Raw genomic sequence first — 17,380 nt, forward strand, 5'->3', positions numbered from 1 at the left:
CGCCCGCGGCTTGAAATCGGCCTTACGCGGCGCACGTCGGTCATCGCACGTCGGTCGTCGCACGTCGGTCGTGCGGCGGCGGACGCCGGCGCTGCGCATGGCGCCGCAACGCGTTGCCGATCGCCGCCTTGCCGATCTCGCCGGCCGCCGCCTCGTCGATCCGGGTTCGACCGACGAATCGCCATCCGCGACGCGATCGGCCGGCGTGATGACCCACCGTCCCGCGCCCCTCGGCGCGCGCGGCGACGCCTGCCGGCACCCACCAACCGCCTCTCGGAGCCCGTTTGAAAATTGATGAAATGGAGAATTCCAGCCCATCTGGACCGCGCTTGCATGCCTTGGCGACGGTTTTTTCAGAGCGGCGCTCTTCGTCGAGAAGGCTGGAAGGGCGAGAATTTGCATTTCCAAACACGCTCTCAGGGCTTGCCCGCCCGCGCCCGCACCTAGGGAATACCCGCCTGCGCCCCTCGTGCGCCGCGCCGATAAACAGGCATTCGTCCCCAAACATCAGCCGCCTGACCGACAACAGACCATGCGCTCCCTTTCACTGAACCACAAGCTCGCGTCGATGATCGTCATTCTCTGGATCGGCCTGCTGCTGATCGGCGCGACCGGCGCGTGGCAGAACCGCGCGTCGATGATCACGGACCGGCGCGAGCAGCTCGCGAACCTGACCGCGCAGGCGTACAGCGTCAGCAGCCATTTCTACAAGCTGTCGCAGCAAAACGCGATGCCCGAAGCCGACGCGAAGCGCGCCGCGCTCGAAGCGATCGCCGCGATGCGCTACGGCAAGGACGGCTACCTGTCGGTCAACGATTCGAAGCCCGTCGTCGTGATGCATCCGATCAAGCAGGCGCTGAACGGCAAGGACGTATCGGGCTTCACCGATCCGGGCGGCAAGCATCTGTTCGTCGAGATCGTGAAGGCGGGCAACACGGAAGGCGGCCTCGGCTTCGTCGAATACATGTGGCCGAAGCCGGGCGCAGACAAGCCGATCGACAAGACGAGCGCCGTTCGCCATTTCGCGCCGTGGGACTGGTACATCGTGACCGGCATGTACATGGACGACCTGCACGCCGCCGTGCTCGCGAGCACCGGCCGCTGGCTCGCGATGACGGCCGTGCTCGGCGTCGCCGCGACGATCCTGATGGTGCTCGTGCTGCGCAGCGTGCGCCGCAGCCTCGGCGGCGATCTCGAAGCGGCCGTCGAAACCGCGCAGCGGATCGCGCAGGGCGACCTGACCGCGCACGTCGACCTCCACCACGGCGATCACGCGAGCCTCCTGCACGCGCTGCACACGATGCAGACGGCGCTCATCGACATGGTGTCGCGCGTGCGGCTCGGCACCGAGAACATCAACGTCGGCGCGTCCGAGATCGCGGCCGGCAACACGGATCTGTCGCAGCGCACCGAGCAGCAGGCGGCCGCGCTGGTCGAGACGGCGTCGAACATGGACCAGATGACGTCGAACGTGAAGCACAATGCGGACAGCGCGTCGCAGGCGGCCGAGCTCGCCGACGAGGCCGCGCAGGTCGCCACGCGCGGCAGCGCCGTCGTCGACGACGTCGTGCGGACGATGGACGAGATCACCGACGCGTCGCGCAAGATCGGCGACATCATCGGCGTGATCGACGGCATCGCGTTCCAGACCAACATCCTCGCGCTCAATGCGGCCGTCGAGGCGGCGCGCGCGGGTGAACAGGGCCGCGGCTTCGCGGTCGTCGCGGGCGAAGTGCGCACGCTCGCGCAGAGGAGCGCGACGGCGGCGAAGGAAATCAAATCGCTGATCGAGACGTCGAACACGACGGTCGAGCACGGCGCGACGCTCGTCACGCGCGCGGGCGCGACGATGACGGAGATCGTGCAGTCGGTGAAGCGCGTGAACGAGATCCTCGAGGAAATCAGCCACGCGTCGCACGAACAAAGCGCGGGCATCGATCAGGTCAACCGCGCGGTGGGCGAGATGGACCAGGTCACGCAGCAGAACGCCGCGCTCGTCGAGCAGGCGGCGGCCGCCGCGCATTCGCTGAAGGATCAGGCGGACGCGCTGCGCTCGGCGGTCGCGCTGTTCGCGCTGCCGGCCTGAGCGACGCCGGCCGATGCGATGGGCGGCTCGGCCGCCCCGGTCTTGCTTTCGCCGTCTTGCTTTCGCCGCCCGGACGGTTTCGTTGGCCGGGCGGCGTTTCCGGCCTTTCTGTCGCTCGCGGCGAGGAGCTCGCGGGCCTTTCTCCGAATCCGGTGCGTGCTCCCCGTTTGCGTTTGCACGCCGCCGCCCAGCCGCCCAGCCGTCCAGCCGCACCGCGCGCCGCTCGCGGCGCGTGACGTCCGGCGCGCGAGCGTTTGCCCGTTTGCCCGTTTGCCCGTTTGCCCGTTTGCCCGTTTGCCCGTTTGCCCGTGCGCGCGCCTCGCGCGCGGCCCTTTCCGCCAATCGGCCGTTTCCGCTCGCCGGACGCCGTTTCGCCCAGCGTTCGAACGCCCCTTTCTCTTCGGCTGACTTGTCCGTGCCCGCGCATGACGCCCCCCGCCGCATACGTCGCCCTCTCGACGCTTCGCGCCGCCGGCTCGCTCAGCGCGCGATCCCGCCGGACCGACACCGGGGGCCGGCCCGCGCACGCCGACGCCCAGACACTTCGCGGCAGACGCATTCGAGCTCGCGCATCGCGCCCGTCGCCGCATCCGCCGATCGCTTTCGGTTTCGGGGCGCCGGCTCGCTCCTCCGGCCCATTCCGTTGGGCGATCCCATCGGCCGAACGCCGAATCGACCACATGCGCGGGCGATCCATTCCATTCGACCGACGTCCCCACGCCCGCTGACGTATCGCACGCCTCGTCGCATCCGCCGATCGCCGCGCGTCTAGCGCCGACGGCCTCCCACCGCCCGATGGCTTCCATCCTCGGCGCGCAAGGCAAGCGCATTCGCAACGCCTCGCCGGCCACCGTCCGCTTTCGCCGGGCAACACCGTCAATCCAGCGCCGCGCCGACGCGTCGATTCGTTCGCCGATCGCGCTCGCGCGCAACCGCGAGCGCACGCGTCGCGCACGTCTCGTAGCGCCCTCTTTCGCCGCTCGCACCGGTTCCGCGCGCCCCGCGCCCTTCTTCCACATTTGTCAGATTTTTCAATGATTTGGCAGCCAATCCAGACGAAATCATTACTCATTCATTACAATTCCATCTTCGGGACGCGATCCGCGGTCCCGCCCAGCGATAGCCAGCCCATGCGCCTGAAGAAAAAACCGAAGTCGTCCGATCCTTACGTCGCCGTCGCGAAAAGCCCGATGCTGTCGGCGAGCCTGCCGATGTGGCGCTCGAAATTCGTCGTGATCCTCGTGTTCCTCGCGTTCGGCACGCTGATCGCCCGCGCATTCTGGGTGCAGATCGCGAACCAGGATTTCTACGTCGGCCAGGGCCAGAAACGCTATCAGCGCACGATCGAGCTCGGCGCGATGCGCGGCAGCATCGTCGACCGCAACGGCGCGCTCCTCGCCGTCAGCCTGACGACCTACGAGATCTGGGCGAATCCGAAGCAGGTCGACGAGACGGCTTACGCGCCGCTCGCGAAGCTGCTCGACCTGCCGCTCGCCGAAGTGCGGCGGCGCCTGAGGAGCGACCGCTCGTTCGTGCTGCTCAAGCGCCAGGTCGATCCCGAAACGGCCGCCCGGATCGAGAAGCTCGACGTCGACGGGCTCACGCAGATCGCCGATTCGAAGCGCTTCTACCCGGAGGGCGAATCGGCCGCGCACGTCGTCGGCTTCACGAACGTCGAGGATCAGGGCCAGGAAGGCGTCGAGCTCGCCGCGAACGGGCGGCTGTCCGGCACCGCGGGCCAGCGCCAGGTGATCCGCGACCGGCTCGGCCGGATCATCTCCGACACCGGGCCGCTCGTGCCCGCGCAGCACGGCGCGACGATCGAGCTCACGGTCGACCGGCGGATTCAGCAGCTCGCGTACGCGCAGCTGAAATCCGCGATCACCGCCAACAACGCGCAGGCGGGCAGCGTCGTCGTGCTCGATGCGCAGAACGGCGAAATCCTCGCGCTCGCGAACTATCCGACGTTCGATCCGAACGACCGCTCGCGCCTCACGGGCCAGCAGTTGCGCAACCGCGCGGTGATCGACACGTTCGAGCCGGGCTCGACGATCAAGCCGCTCGTCGTCGCGCTGTCGATCGACGCGGGCAAGGTGCGGCCGCAGACGATCATCGACACGTCCCCCGGCTCGTACAAGATCGGCCCGAACGTGATTCACGACACGTCGAACCACGGCGCGATCACGGTCGCGCAGGCGCTGCAGATGTCGAGCAACATCGCGCTCGCGAAGCTCGCGCTCCACCTGCCCGCCGAGACGATCTGGAACAAGTACCAGGAATACGGAATCGGCCGCGCGCCGGAGCTGACGTTTCCCGGCGTCGCGTCCGGGCGCCTGCGCCCGTACAAGCGCTGGCGGCCGATCGAGCAGGCGACGATGGCGTACGGCTACGGGCTGTCGACGTCGCTGCTGCAGATCGCGCAGGTCTATACCGCGTACGCGGGCGACGGCACGATCCATCCCGTGTCGCTGCTCAGGACGACGGCCGATCCGCACTTCGCCGACGCGCACCGCGGCCATCGCGTGACGACGCCGGCCACCGCGGCCGCGATCCGCTCGATGCTCGAGATGGCGGTCGGCCAGGGCGGCACCGGGCGCGCCGCGCGCGTCGACGGCTATCGCATCGGCGGCAAGACGGGCACCGCGCGCAAGCAGGTGGGCGCGTCGTACGCGAAGGGGAAGTACCGCGCGCTCTTCGCGGGAATGGCGCCGATGAGCGATCCGCGCCTCATCGTCGCCGTGATGATCGACGAGCCCGCCGCGAAGAGCTATTACGGCGGCACGGTGGCGGGGCCGGTGTTCTCGTCGGTGATGAGCGGCTCGCTGCAACTGCTCGGCGTGCCGCCGGACGCGCCCGTCGCGGCCGGCAAGCCGGCGACGGGCGGCGCGAAGGCGCAGGCTCCGGCGAAGGCGCAAGCGCAAGCGCAGCCTCGGGCGCAGGCGCAGGCGCAGGCTCAAGCGAACGCAAGAACTTGAGTCGATGCACGCACTGCGGCGCGGGCGAGCGATCGCACGTTTGCGCCGCGGTTGGCAACGGCGTCGCATCACGAGTTGGGCACGTCGGCGTTTGCATCGCGTTCGTCGCGCGGCGCTTTACGACTAATCGGCTCGCCGATTCGAGTCTGCCCGCCGCCGGCGCTTCATCGCGGGATGTTTGCCGCCGAGCGGCGCTTCGCCCGTTCACGTCGAGCCTGGGCGCTTCGATACGTCGCGCCGCTCGGACGGCCCTCATCTTTTCCGTGCCCGCCCACGCGCGGCCCGCGTCGAATCTCGGCGATCGAATGCTTCATGCCCGATTCCGGACGTCGGGACGTCGCTCCGCACCGCGAACACACCGGTCGCATCATCGTGCCTGCGCCGCGGCGCGCCGATGTCATTGCGGCTTCCTACTTCGCTGAGCTTCGTCGCCATCCGCGCGGCCGCATCCCGCAACCGGCACTTGCACGAAAAAATCCCCCATCCCCCGGCGGTCCCATTCTTTAGGATCACCTCGCATTATTTGGAAGCCCGCTTTCCCGCCGCCTACAATCTGCCGCACGACATGCATGCCGTGCGCGGCTCGCAAGGCCGCATCCATCCAAAACGGAGCACGAAGGAGACGCTTATGGGATCGCGTTGGTCCAGAGCCGCCCTCGTCTGCGCGAGCGTCGCCGCCGGCCTGTCGGCGGCGGGCCTCGCGCATGCGCAAGGCGCCGCGCCGGTGAAGATCGGCTTCGTCGTCAAGCAGCCCGACGACCCTTGGTTTCAGGACGAATGGCGCTTCGCCGAGCAAGCGGCGAAGGACAAGCAGTTCACGCTCGTGAAGATCGCCGCGCCGAGCGGCGAGAAAGTGTCGACCGCGCTCGATAGCCTCGCCGCGCAAAAGGCGCAAGGCGTGATCATCTGCGCGCCGGACGTGAAGCTCGGCCCGGGCATCGCCGCGAAGGCCAAGCGCTACGGGATGAAGCTGATGTCGGTCGACGACCAGCTCGTCGACGGCCGCGGCGCGACGCTGGCGGGCGTGCCGCACATGGGCATCTCCGCGTACAAGATCGGCCGGCAGGTCGGCGACGCGCTCGCCGCCGAGGCGAAGCGGCGCGGCTGGAATCCGGCCGAGGTCGGCGTGCTGCGGCTCGCGTACGACCAGTTGCCGACCGCGCGCGAGCGCACGGCGGGCGCCGTCGACGCGCTGAAGGCAGCCGGCTTCCCGGCCGCGAACGTCGTCGACGCGCCCGAGATGACGGCCGACACCGAAGGCGCGTTCAACGCCGCGAACATCGCGTTCACCAAGCATCGGAACTTCAAGCGCTGGGTTGCGTTCGGATCGAATGACGACACGACAGTCGGCGCGGTGCGCGCGGGCGAAGGTCGCGGCATCGGCGCGGACGACATGATCGCGGTCGGCATCAACGGCAGCCAGGTCGCGATGAACGAGTTCGCGAAACCGAAGCCGACGGGCTTTTTCGGCTCGATCCTGCTGAATCCGCGACAGCACGGCTACGACACGTCGGTCAACATGTACGACTGGATCACCCGGAACCGGACGCCGCCGCCGCTCGTGCTGACGTCCGGCACGCTGATCACGCGCGCGAACGAGAAAACGGCGCGCGCGCAACTCGGGCTGTGAGCGGCGCCGCGCGGCGGGCGGCGTCGACAGTCCGCTTCGAATCGGAGGAATACGCATGACGACACGCACCACGTTGATCACGGGCGCCGCGGGCGGCATCGGACAGGCGCTCGTGCGCCGCTTTCTCGCCGCGGGCGACCGCGTGCTCGCGCTCGACCGCGACCGCGCGGCGCTCGCCGCGTTCGTCGACACGCTCGGCGGCGCCGCCGTCGCGCCCGTCGTCGACGACCTGACCGACGCCGAGCGCCTCGCGGCCGCGCTCGCGAGCGAGCGCGTCGACGTGCTCGTCGCGAATGCGGGCACCGCCGCGTCGGCGACGCTGCGCACGACGACGAGCGCGTCGTGGCGCACGGATCTCGACGCGAACCTGACCGCGACCTACGTGAGCGTCGAGGCGGCGCTCGCCGGGATGCGCGCGCGCCGGCGCGGCGCGATCACGATCGTCGGCTCGGTGAACGGCGTCGCCGCGCTCGGCCATCCGGCGTACAGCGCGGCGAAGGCGGGACTCATCAGCTATGCGAAGTCGCTCGCGATCGAATACGGGCGAGAGGGCGTGCGCGCGAACATCGTCTGTCCGGGCACCGTGAAGACGCCCGCATGGGAAGCGCGCGTGCGGCAGAACCCGCAGGTGTTCGAGCAACTGAAGAAGTGGTATCCGCTCGAAGACTTCGCGACGCCCGACGACGTCGCGAACGCGGCTTTTTTCCTGTCGTCGGACGCGGCGCGCGCGATCACGGGCGTCACGCTGCCCGTCGACGGCGGGCTGCTCGCCGGCAATCGGGTGATGGCGCAGGAACTGACGCTCGAATCGTTCTATTGACGTGCGGCGAACGATGCGTTCGCGCCGCGCGTGCGAACCGCCGGAACGTCCGGCGTGACCGCAGACGCGCCGGATGATTTGAATCGCGGTCGACGCGGACGCCGCCGTGATCACGGCGCCGATGCGTTTTCCGCGCGGCCCGCATGGCATATCGGGCGACGCATCGTTGCGAACCGTCACGGCAAGCATGCGCTGGGCGCGATCCCGCGAACTTCGTCGCGCCGGGGCATGCGCAGATGATGGAGGCGGCCGTCGCCGAAGGCCGCTCCTTCGAGACACCGCCCGATTCGAGGTCCTGTTGACGAGCGCGGCGATGGAATTTCCGAACTCGTGCGAATTCAAGTTTCGCTGGCCGCGCAGGCATTTGCCGTTCATCGCGCCGTCGAACATCGCGTTTCGCGGCGACAAGAGCACCGTCGCCGCCGGTCTCCTGACCGACGACAACCGCCCGCCGTTCCGGCGCTTTCCCGAACAAGGCGTGCTCTTCGGCGCGCCGCCCTCGCCGCCACGCCCGCGCCAAACGAACCGGACGAACCAAACGAACCGAACGCGCGCACGCGCCCGGTGCGCGCGTCTGTCCAACGATCAATGCGCGGCCGCCGGCCGCACCCTGCCCGCATCCGCGCCCATCCGCGCAAGCACGTGCTCGGTCATCCCGCGCGCGAGCTCGGTCTCGCCGACGAACACGTCGCCCATCCCTTCGTTCGCGAGCAGCGCCGCCTCGTCGTCGCTGTTCGTGCAGAGCGCGATCTCGATCGCCGGATTCAGCGTGCGCGAGATGTCGACGATCTGCCGCACGTCGAACACGTCCGGCAGCGTGACGACGAGCATCCCCGCGCGCGCGATGTGCGCCTGCACGAGCACGATCGGCTCGATCGCGTCGCCCGACACCGCCGCGACGCCGTCCACGCGCAGCTTCTCGACCGTCTCGCGATTCTGCTCGACGACGACGTACGCGATCCCGCGCGCGTCGAGCGCCTGCGCGATCCGCGTGCCGACGCGCCCGTAGCCCACGATCACGACCTGCCCGGTCAGATGCGTCTGCGGCGTCGACATCGGCAGCGCGGCGAGCGGATCGTCGCGCGACTCGAGCCGGCGCGCGAACGCCGAGTGCCGGCGAATCCACGCGAGCGCCGGATCGATCGCCGCGAACAGCAGCGTGTTGAGCGCGATCGACAGCAGCGCGACCGCGAGAATCAGGCTCTGCCCTTCGGCCGACAGCAGCCCGAGCCCGCGCCCGAGGCTCGCGAGGATGAACGAGAACTCGCCGATCTGCGCCAGGCCCGCGCCGACCGTGAGCGCCGTGTTCAGCGGGTAGCGGAACGCGAGCACGAGCGCCACCGCCGCGAGCGTCTTGCCGACCACGACGATCGCCGCGACTTCGAGCACGTGCAGCGGCTCGTCGATCAGCACGCGCGGGTCGAACAGCATGCCGACCGAGATGAAGAACAGCACCGAGAACGCGTCGCGCAGCGGCAGCGTTTCGTCGGCGGCGCGGCGGCTGAACTCCGATTCGCGCATCATCATTCCGGCGAAGAACGCGCCGAGCGCGAACGACACGTCGAACAGCTTCGCCGCGCCGAACGCGACGCCGACCGCCGCCGCGATCATGCACAGCGTGAACAGCTCGCGCGAGCCGGTGCGCGCGACGAGCCACAGGATGCGCGGAAACACGCGCTTGCCGACCACGAGCATCAGCGCGATGAACGCCGCGACCTTCAGCAGCGTGACGCCGAGCGCGCTCCAGAGGCTGCCGCCCGCCTCGGCCGCCTGCGCGGCCGCATCGCCGTGCGCCTGAGGGCCGCCGCCGAGGAGCGCGGCGAGCGGCGGCAGCAGCACGAGCACGAGCACCATCACGAGATCCTCGACGACAAGCCAGCCCACCGCGATCCGCCCGTTGACCGATTCGACGAGCCCGCGCCCTTCGAGCGCGCGCAGCAGCACGACCGTGCTCGCAACCGACAGCGCGAGGCCGAACACGAGCGCGCCGCCGACGTTCCAGCCCCACAGCAGCGCGAGCCCGGCGCCGAGCGCCGTCGCGACCGCGATCTGGACAATCGCGCCCGGCAGCGCGATCTTGCGCACGGCGAGCAGATCGCCGAGCGAGAAATGCAGGCCGACGCCGAACATCAGCAGCATCACGCCGATTTCGGCGAGTTGCTGCGCGAGCGCGAGATCGCCGACGAAGCCGGGCGTTCCGGGGCCGATCACGATGCCGGCGAGCAAATAGCCGACGAGCGGCGGCATCTTCAGCAGCGACGCGAAGTAACCGAGGATCATCGCGAGACCGAAACCGGCCGCGAGCAGTGCAATCAGGCTGACGTCATGAGGCATCCGTGCTCCATTCGATGTAACGTTTTCGTAAGGCTTCAAGGATAAGGGATCGCGGCGGCAAATGTGCGAACTGACCAAAATTTGCCGGGGGGAGCGATCCGAGAACGCGGCGGGCGGCCGCAGCGGCGCGCCGGGTCGGGCGAGCGGCCCGGCCGGCGGCGCGCTTGCCGGCCTCCGGCCTTGCAGCGGGATTCGCGCCCGAGCGTGCGCGCGCACACTGCACACATGCGGTGCGCAGAATGAATCGGCCCCGCATCGCCTTGCGGCGCGGCTGCGCGCGGATGTCGCCTGTCGCGCCGGCCGCCGCTCTGACTCTGACTCTGACTCCGATGGGCCGGCACCACGAACATTCTGCGGACGGCCGCCATCGCCTCGTCGAATGAATTCGGATCGCCGCTTAATCCGAATTAGTCATCCCGTCTTTGATTCGAATCAAGTTTCATTCGGTTCATAGCGAATCAAAACTCGTTCTGTTGGAAAGCATTCAGAAAAAGAGTTTCACCGCCATTGCCGCGACCATCCGTCGCACTTCACCGAATCCGTTCGAAATCGAACCATGACGATTCGTCTGAACGCCCTACCCATATTGCTTTCCGACCGGCAATCAAACAGCGCGCGACACGCCCTCTTCTCCGGCATTTCCAAAGCCCCGGATATTCCCATCGCCGCATCAGGGGAAATCCCCACGCGAAACGGCTGGTGCTCGCCGATCAAGCGATTATCATCGTTACATCGTTCAATGTAATGGTTGCCGGTGAATCCCGGCGGACGCCGCGACGGCGTCGCCGATGCGAACCGGCGTCGACTAGGAGGCAATCGATCATGGCCGACCACCCGCTGCCCGAAGTCCGCGCGGACGAGCTCGAATCGTTCCGCGCGCTGCAGCAGCTCGCGTATCGCTGCGTCGAAACCGTCGGCGGCATGCTCTACCCCGGCATCACCGAGAGAACCGCGGTGCGCCTCCTGACCGAATGGGCACAGGACCACGGCGTGCGCAACTGGGGGCACAAGCCGTTCGCGTGGTTCGGCGAACGCACCGCATTCGCGGGCTTCTCCGGCCTCACGCACCTCGCGGGCTTCAATCCGGCGTTCTTCCCGAGCGATCGCCGCCTCGAGCCGGGCATGCCGGTGATCCTCGACATCGCGCCCGTCGTCGACGGCTTCGTCGCGGACGTCGGCTACACGACCTGCCTTGGCGAGAACCCGATTCTCGCGCAGATCCAGGACGATCTGATCGCGCATCGCGAGCTGATCGTGACGCTCGTCAACGCGCGCCGCACGCTCGCCGACGTCGCGCGCGAAGTCGACGCGCTCTGCCGCCGCCAGGGCGTCGAGCCGCGCCACAAGGCGTATCCGTTTCACGTGCTCGCGCACCGGATCGAGCGGATCGCCACCGGCGGCAAGCCGCGCTTCGTCGCGCGCTTCGGCGTCGACTTCGCGCTGAACCTCGTCGCGAAGCAGATGCGCGCGGGCCGCGCGCAAGGCTGGTCGCCGCTCTGGTCGGCCGAGCGCCGCTCCGAGCACGCGCCGACGCCCGGACTCTGGGCGGTCGAGCCGCATCTCGGGTTCGCGGGCGTCGGCGCGAAGTTCGAGGAGCTGCTCGTCGTCACCGCCGACGATGCGTACTGGCTCGACGACGATCTGCCGCACGTGCGCCGCTGGCGGCGCCGGCAAACGGCCGCTCATGCCGCGCTCGAGTACGCGGCATGAGCGGATGCGCGAGGAACGCGCGATGGAACGCGTCATGCGACACGCGGCGAACACGACGAAGACGATCCGCGCCGCGGACGTCGCGGATGCCGCCGGGCGCCGCGAACGCCGCGCCGATGCCGCGAACGACGCGGGCGCCGCGGCGGCGCGCGCGACGGCCGCATCCGGCCACGCGACGCCTCGACGCCCCGCGCGGCGCCGGCCGCCGCGCCCGCGCGGCCCCGCATTCTCCAGCCACACGCGATACGGGACGGCCGCACGCCGTCCGATGAATTCAAACCACAGGGAGGCACACATGGCAGTCGGCAAGCACCATCAGATCAAGGCGCGTCACGTCAAGTTCGATTTCAGCGCGACGCCGCTTCAGTGGATTCCGGGCGACCCCGAGAGCACGCACATCATCGACACGCTGAACCTGCTGTTCCCGGAAGGCGAGCTGTGGTTCTGCCGCGTGTACAACAAGGCGCTGCCGCTCATCGACGACCCGGCGCTGCACGCGGACGCCGACGGCTTCCTGCGCCAGGAGGCGGTGCATTCGCGCTCGCATCACGCGGTTGCGAAGCAGTGCTACGCGCGGCACGGCGTCGACACGCAGCCGTACACGAAACGCCTGACCTGGCTCTTCAGCAAGGTGCTCGGCGAGACGCCGCTCGGCCTGAAGATCGGCGGCACGCGCTTCTGGCTGCGCCAGCAGCTCGGCATCATCGCCGCGCTCGAGCATTTCTTCGCGTACCTCGGCCGCTGGGTGCTGAACGCGCGCGAGCTCGACGAAGCGCAGGCCGATCCGGCGATGCTCGACCTGTTGCGCTGGCACGGCGCGGAGGAAGTCGAGCACGGCACCGTCGCGTTCGACCTGCATCGCTACATGGGCGGCGGCTACTTCGGCCGCGCGTTCCACATGCTGCTCGCGATCGCGCTGCTGATCCTGTTCGTGTCGATGGGCTCGAAGTTCATGTACACGCGCGATCCGCAGGCCGGCCGCTATCCCGGTTTCGTGCGCGCGTGGAAGCGCGGCTCGCGGCGCGCGCACCTGCCGTCGTTCTGGAAGACGATCGGCGCCGCGCTGCGCTACTTCAACCCCGCGTACACGCCGCACGGCGAAGGCTCGACCGAGCTCGCGCTCGACTATCTCGCGCGCTCGCCCGCCACGCAGGCGGCCGCGCACGGCGGCAACTGGGGCGCGAAAAAGACGACTTGAGCGCCCCTCGATCGCCCGCCTCGTTCGCCGCCGCCCGCGCGGTTCCACCCATTCATCGATTTTCTTTGCCTACACCACATCACCCATGATCGACATTCGCTTGAAACGGGTTGCGCCGCTGTTGCTGCTCGGCGCGCAGGCCGTGAGCCTCGGCGCCGCGGCGGGCACGCTGACGGGCACCGTCTCGTCGGACGGCAAGCCGCTGCCGGGCGCGATGGTCACCGTGTTCGACGCGGCGCAGACGCGCCGCGACACCGTCTACACCGACCGCAACGGCCACTACGGCATCGCCGTCGACTTCGCGGGCGAGCTGCGCGTACGCGCCCGCACGCCGTACTTCAAGGATGCGGCGCAGAGCCTCGCGCTTGCGTCCGGCGCGCGCAAGACGCTCGACTTCTCGCTCGAGCGGCAGACGGTGGCCGACGAGCTGTCCGCGAGCCTGCCCGCGTCCGCGCATCTGAGCGCGCTGTCGTGGCCCAGCCAGGACTCGCGGACCGCGTTCATCAGCCAGTGCAACTACTGCCACCAGGTCGGCAATGCGCTCACGCGCACGCCGCGCGACGAGGCCGCATGGGGCGCGACGGTGCGCCGGATGGAGGGCTACGCGGCGCTCCTCACGAACAATCAGGCGCGGGACATCACGCATGCGCTGCACGAGGGAATGGACGGCCGCGCGGTCGCGGCGGTCGAGAAATACCTGTACGACGATCAGCTCGTGCCCGCGAAGATCCGGGAATGGGCGGCAGGCGACGGCCTCACGTTCATCCACGACGCAGACGTCGGCTCCGACGATCATCTGTACGGCGCCGACGAAGGCCACGACAAGATCTGGGAGCTCGACCGCAAGAGCGGCAAGCTCAGCGAATGGAAGGAGCCCGACGTCGATCTGCCGGTGGGCGGCATATTCTCGGGCGTGCAGCTGCCGATCGGCGTGTTCAGCGGCAAGCACGGGCCGCACAGCCTCGCGCAGGGGGCCGACGGCCGGTTCTGGATCACGAACGCGCTGTCGTCGACGCTCGCGTCGTTCGATCCGGCGACGAAGCGCTTCAAGCTCTACCCGCTCGGCCACTCGCATCTGTATCCGCACACGCTCCGCATCGACCGCGCGGGCATCGTCTGGTTCACGATCGTCGCATCGAACGAAGTCGCGCGCTTCGATCCTAAGACCGAGACGTTCACGATCATCCATCTGCCCGACGGCGGGTTCTGGCGCGCGGTGTCGCACTATCTGTTTCCGCTCGTCGTGAAGATGGCCGCGTGGTTCCCGGGGCAGAACCTGCACCTCGCGCTCACGCATCACAAGTGGGCATTCCAGGGCCGCGACGCGTTCCCGTTCCCGTACGGCATCGACGTGAATCCGCTCGACGGCTCGATCTGGTACGCGAAGCTCTATGCGAACAAGATCGGCCGCATCGATCCGGCGACGCTCGACGTCACCGAATTCGACACGCCGCTCAGCGGCCCGCGACGGCTGCGCTTCGATCCGCAGGGCAACCTGTGGATTCCGGCGTTCGACGACGGCGGGCTGATGAAATTCGATCCGCGCACGCATCGCTTCGAAACCTACAAGCTGCCGCTTCTCGCGCACAACGAATACGAAGTGCCGTATGCGCTGAACGTGAATCCGAAGACGGGCGACGTGTGGATCACGTCGAACATGTCCGATCGGATCTTCCGCTTCGCGCCGTCCACCCGGACCTTCGTCACGTATCCGCTGCCGACGCGCGTCACGTGGCTGCGCGACATGTCGTTCACGCAGGACGGCGCGGTGTGCTCGAGTTCGTCGAATCTGCCCGCGTACGGGATCGAAGGCGCGCGCGCGTCGTTCATCTGTCTGTATCCGGACGGCGAGCGTGGCGGCGCGGCGGCGGGCGGTACGGCAAGCACGGCGGCGGCCGCTGCCGGCGACGCGTCAGATCGCTTGCCGGCCGATCGGCAAGCGTCGAGCCGAGCGGCGGGAAGCCGCGCAATGCTCGCCCGCGCCGGATCGAATCGCGCCGGCGCGATTCAAGCCGGCCCCGTCCAGCTCGTCGCCTCGCGCGCCGATCGTTCGACACACTAAGCGAATACCCGCCATGGACATGCAAACTTTCCTGCTGTATCTGCTCATTACGGTGCTGATGGCGCCGCTGCTGGCCGTCTACGGGCTGCCGTTCATCGCTCTCGCGCGCGGGTTCGCGCGCATCGCGCGCGCACGTATCGGCAATCGTCTTCGCTACGCGATCGCGTGCGCGATCGCCGCGGCCGGGATCGCCCCGTCGTACGACGCCTATCGCGCGCCGCTGCCGATCTATGCGCGCCGGCTATTCGACGGCGTGAGCGTGGATGCCGGGTTCATGCTCGCGTCGTTCGGCGTCACGTGGATCGTCGTGATGATCGTTGCGCGGCTGTGCGTGCGGCGGCACGTGCCGCAAGACGCATGAACGGCAGGTAGGCGAAGCGCCGGTCCGCCGCACGTGCGGGACCGGCCCGAGGGATTTCGCTCGCGCCCCGGCCGCCGCGCCTGCCGCGTCGCGCCTTTTCCGTTTCGATCGGATCGCCGACGGGCGCTGCGCCGAGGCTCCCGTTGCAAATGAATCGTTCGTGGCGATAGCCGAAATTCCATGACGAAAAGTCGGCCATGTCGCATATGGCAGGCACGCTTGCATCTCGCTCGTCCACGATTTGAAATGCGAATTCGCGCTGCGCCACAATAAGCGGCGTCGACCGATATGAATCGAGATCATGCATTTTCCCGATATCGATCATCACCCGCTGCGCCGCCCGATTGGCCGACTCGATTAATCCGGGCCGACTGAATGACCGGGCAACGCATGGGGAATGGCTCCCGTCTTGACGCTATTTCCTTATTTCCTATATACACGCATGCATAAATCCTTAAAATAACCGGCCATCAATCAATTACTTTCTATCGCCATGAGCATTCGCAGTCGATTTTCCACGGACAATCCCGTACTCGCGGAAATCTGGCACCGTTCGGTGCGCGCGACGCATACCTTCCTGAGCGAACAGGACATCCGGGAGTTATATCCGCAAGTCCGGAACACTTACCTGCCGAACGTCACCGTATGGATCGACGAAGCCATCGACGGCCGCATTGCCGGCTTCGTCGGTGCGAACGGCGCGCGAATCGAAATGCTGTTCGTCGATCCGGACCTGGTCGGCCAGGGTGTCGGGACGCGCCTGCTCGACCATGTCAGGGCCGAGCATCCTCGCCTGAGCGTCGACGTCAACGAACAGAATCCGCTGGCCCACGGCTTCTATCGCCGATACGGATTCAAGGACGTCGGGCGCTCGGAAACCGATTCGGCCGGCAGACCGTTTCCGTTGATTCACATGGCGTATTGATTCGCGCGGTCGGGCATCTGCCGCGACGTGCGCTCCGGTCCATCGCCAAGCCGCGCCCTCCGACGGCCGGAATCGATGCCGAAGGCGCGCTCGTCGCCCAATGGCCGGACGGTCATGCCAGCCGCTTCGATCCGGGATGGCGGCGCGCTCACCCGCACGACGATCCGGCGCGCGGCATTTTCGGCGCGGCCATATCGACCGGAACCAAGGGCGACCGGGGCGAATGGCTGTCGCGCATGCTCGTGCCGCAGCACTGATCGCCGCGTTTTCCCGGGCCCCACGGGCCGACGTCGGCAAGCCGCGCCCGGCGCGCGCAGCGCGCCGGCGGCCGGACCTGCACGCACCGCACGCTACCGCCCCAGCCGCTCGCGGAGAAACTCGATGAACCGCTGTGTCTTCGCGGGCAGCAGACGAGTCTCGGTGATCGCATGGACGGGCATCGGCACGCCGTGCCATCCGGGCATGATCCGGCGCAGTTTCCCGTTCGCCAGCTCGTCGGCGACGACTTCCTCCGGCATCAGGACGATGCCCATGTCGAGCGTCGCCAGGCGGCGGATCATCCCGACGCTGTTCAGCGTGAAGCGCCCGCCCACCGAAACCGTCGTCTCTCGGCGTCCGTCGCGCAGCGTCCACGAGGCCGCTCTCAGGATGCCCAGGCACTCGTGCCGCGCCAGATCGGCGGGCTTTGCCGGTTCGCCCAATCGTTCGAGGTAGCCCGGCGACGCATAGAGATGCGGCGTGAGCGACGCCAGCGGGCGCGCAATGAGCTGCGAGCTTTCGGATTCCCCCATGCGGATCGCCACGTCGAAGGGCTCGCTGACGAGATCGACGCGCCTGGGCGTCAGATCGAAATCGAACGTGATGCCCGGATAGAGGGCGGCGAACTCGGCGATCAGCGGCGCCAGGGAGGTCACGGCGAAATCCACCGGCAGCGACGCGCGCAGCACGCCGCTCGGCTGCGCGAGCATTTCGCCGAGCTGCTCGTGCGCGAGGCGCGCTTCGTCGACGATGCGCTTGCATCGCTCGAAATAGATCTGTCCGGCTTCGGTCAATTCGATCTTGCGCGTCGTGCGATGCAGCAGGCGCAGCCCGATCGCCTTCTCCAGCCCGCTGATCCGCCGCGACAGCGTCGAGTTCGGCATCCCCATCGCGTCCGCGGCGCTGCGAAAGCCCTTCGCCTTGACGACCTCGACGAACAACGCCATGTCGTTCAGCAGCTCCACGCCAACTGCTCCATGAATGGATCAATGATATCCAAATTACCATATTTATCCCGAAC

14 protein-coding genes and 1 pseudogene are annotated in these 17,380 nt (G+C 68.2%); 13 read left to right on the forward strand and 2 right to left on the reverse strand.

All coding sequences use genetic code 11. The features are described 5' to 3' along the window. The first annotated feature begins 532 nt into the window (after window positions 1-532). The 6 genes and pseudogenes from X946_RS07570 to X946_RS36830 all read left to right on the forward strand — a co-directional run. A complete protein-coding gene (locus X946_RS07570) occupies window positions 533-2,086 on the forward strand; it encodes a methyl-accepting chemotaxis protein (RefSeq protein WP_038745450.1) in 1,554 nt (517 codons plus the stop codon). Between the two features lie 795 nt (window positions 2,087-2,881). Continuing rightward, complete coding sequence (locus X946_RS33410; protein WP_152611648.1) at window positions 2,882-3,124, forward strand: hypothetical protein; 243 nt, start codon at window positions 2,882-2,884, stop codon at window positions 3,122-3,124. A gap of 92 nt (window positions 3,125-3,216) precedes the next feature. Then, window positions 3,217-5,061, forward strand: coding sequence for a peptidoglycan D,D-transpeptidase FtsI family protein (locus tag X946_RS07575; protein WP_052145029.1), 1,845 nt, complete (start codon window positions 3,217-3,219; stop codon window positions 5,059-5,061). Window positions 5,062-5,689: 628 nt separating this feature from the next. Beyond that, entirely contained in the window at window positions 5,690-6,691 is a 1,002-nt protein-coding gene (locus X946_RS07580) for an arabinose ABC transporter substrate-binding protein (protein WP_038745501.1), read from the forward strand. 49 nt (window positions 6,692-6,740) lie between these two features. After that, window positions 6,741-7,511: an SDR family oxidoreductase gene (locus tag X946_RS07585; protein ID WP_038745452.1), complete on the forward strand. Its 771-nt coding sequence runs from the start codon at window positions 6,741-6,743 to the stop codon at window positions 7,509-7,511. A 187-nt stretch (window positions 7,512-7,698) separates the two neighbouring features. Then, window positions 7,699-7,995: pseudogene (locus tag X946_RS36830) on the forward strand (5' nucleotidase, NT5C type); the annotation flags it as partial. A gap of 101 nt (window positions 7,996-8,096) precedes the next feature. On the opposite strand, the gene X946_RS07590 reads toward X946_RS36830, so the two are convergent. Next, window positions 8,097-9,845, reverse strand: a complete 1,749-nt coding sequence (locus X946_RS07590; protein WP_038745455.1) for a cation:proton antiporter domain-containing protein — start codon at window positions 9,843-9,845, stop codon at window positions 8,097-8,099. A gap of 556 nt (window positions 9,846-10,401) precedes the next feature. Between X946_RS07590 and X946_RS35015 the strand changes: the two genes are divergently transcribed. The 7 genes from X946_RS35015 to X946_RS35415 all read left to right on the forward strand — a co-directional run bounded on the left by X946_RS35015 (window position 10,402) and on the right by X946_RS35415 (window position 16,358). Beyond that, window positions 10,402-10,590 carry a hypothetical protein gene (locus tag X946_RS35015; protein ID WP_156440023.1) on the forward strand — a complete coding sequence of 63 codons (189 nt, stop codon included), beginning with the start codon at window positions 10,402-10,404 and terminating at the stop codon, window positions 10,588-10,590. A gap of 77 nt (window positions 10,591-10,667) precedes the next feature. Next, window positions 10,668-11,555, forward strand: coding sequence for a M24 family metallopeptidase (locus tag X946_RS07595; protein ID WP_038745457.1), 888 nt, complete (start codon window positions 10,668-10,670; stop codon window positions 11,553-11,555). Between the two features lie 295 nt (window positions 11,556-11,850). Continuing rightward, window positions 11,851-12,753: a metal-dependent hydrolase gene (locus tag X946_RS07600; RefSeq protein ID WP_038745505.1), complete on the forward strand. Its 903-nt coding sequence runs from the start codon at window positions 11,851-11,853 to the stop codon at window positions 12,751-12,753. Between the two features lie 85 nt (window positions 12,754-12,838). Next, window positions 12,839-14,815, forward strand: coding sequence for a carboxypeptidase regulatory-like domain-containing protein (locus X946_RS07605; RefSeq protein WP_038745460.1), 1,977 nt, complete (start codon window positions 12,839-12,841; stop codon window positions 14,813-14,815). Between the two features lie 13 nt (window positions 14,816-14,828). After that, a complete protein-coding gene (locus tag X946_RS07610) occupies window positions 14,829-15,176 on the forward strand; it encodes a hypothetical protein (RefSeq protein WP_038745463.1) in 348 nt (115 codons plus the stop codon). 493 nt (window positions 15,177-15,669) lie between these two features. After that, window positions 15,670-16,101, forward strand: a complete 432-nt coding sequence (locus X946_RS07615) for an acetyltransferase (RefSeq protein WP_038745466.1) — start codon at window positions 15,670-15,672, stop codon at window positions 16,099-16,101. Beyond that, a complete protein-coding gene (locus X946_RS35415; RefSeq protein WP_038745469.1) occupies window positions 16,098-16,358 on the forward strand; it encodes a hypothetical protein in 261 nt (86 codons plus the stop codon). The genes X946_RS07615 and X946_RS35415 overlap by 4 nt, the downstream gene beginning before the upstream one ends. Window positions 16,359-16,451: 93 nt before the next feature. Here the strand turns inward: X946_RS35415 and X946_RS07625 are convergent, their stop codons facing one another. Then, on the reverse strand, window positions 16,452-17,324 hold the full coding sequence (locus tag X946_RS07625; protein WP_200886425.1) for a LysR family transcriptional regulator: 873 nt from the start codon (window positions 17,322-17,324) through the stop codon (window positions 16,452-16,454). Window positions 17,325-17,380 lie beyond the last annotated feature (56 nt).

The sequence above is a fragment of the Burkholderia sp. ABCPW 111 genome, from assembly GCF_000773065.1.
Lineage (GTDB): Bacteria > Pseudomonadota > Gammaproteobacteria > Burkholderiales > Burkholderiaceae > Burkholderia > Burkholderia savannae.

Excerpts from the sequence above, each read along its gene's own strand:
- X946_RS07570 (WP_038745450.1), top strand. The coding sequence starts at position 533 with ATGCGCTCCCTTTCACTGAACCACAAGCTCGCGTCGATGATCGTCATT.
- X946_RS33410 (WP_152611648.1), top strand. The coding sequence starts at position 2,882 with ATGGCTTCCATCCTCGGCGCGCAAGGCAAGCGCATTCGCAACGCCTCG.
- X946_RS07575 (WP_052145029.1), top strand. The coding sequence starts at position 3,217 with ATGCGCCTGAAGAAAAAACCGAAGTCGTCCGATCCTTACGTCGCCGTC.
- X946_RS07580 (WP_038745501.1), top strand. The coding sequence starts at position 5,690 with ATGGGATCGCGTTGGTCCAGAGCCGCCCTCGTCTGCGCGAGCGTCGCC.
- X946_RS07590 (WP_038745455.1), bottom strand. The coding sequence starts at position 9,845 with ATGCCTCATGACGTCAGCCTGATTGCACTGCTCGCGGCCGGTTTCGGT.
- X946_RS35015 (WP_156440023.1), top strand. The coding sequence starts at position 10,402 with ATGACGATTCGTCTGAACGCCCTACCCATATTGCTTTCCGACCGGCAA.
- X946_RS07595 (WP_038745457.1), top strand. The coding sequence starts at position 10,668 with ATGGCCGACCACCCGCTGCCCGAAGTCCGCGCGGACGAGCTCGAATCG.
- X946_RS07600 (WP_038745505.1), top strand. The coding sequence starts at position 11,851 with ATGGCAGTCGGCAAGCACCATCAGATCAAGGCGCGTCACGTCAAGTTC.
- X946_RS07605 (WP_038745460.1), top strand. The coding sequence starts at position 12,839 with ATGATCGACATTCGCTTGAAACGGGTTGCGCCGCTGTTGCTGCTCGGC.
- X946_RS07610 (WP_038745463.1), top strand. The coding sequence starts at position 14,829 with ATGGACATGCAAACTTTCCTGCTGTATCTGCTCATTACGGTGCTGATG.
- X946_RS07615 (WP_038745466.1), top strand. The coding sequence starts at position 15,670 with ATGAGCATTCGCAGTCGATTTTCCACGGACAATCCCGTACTCGCGGAA.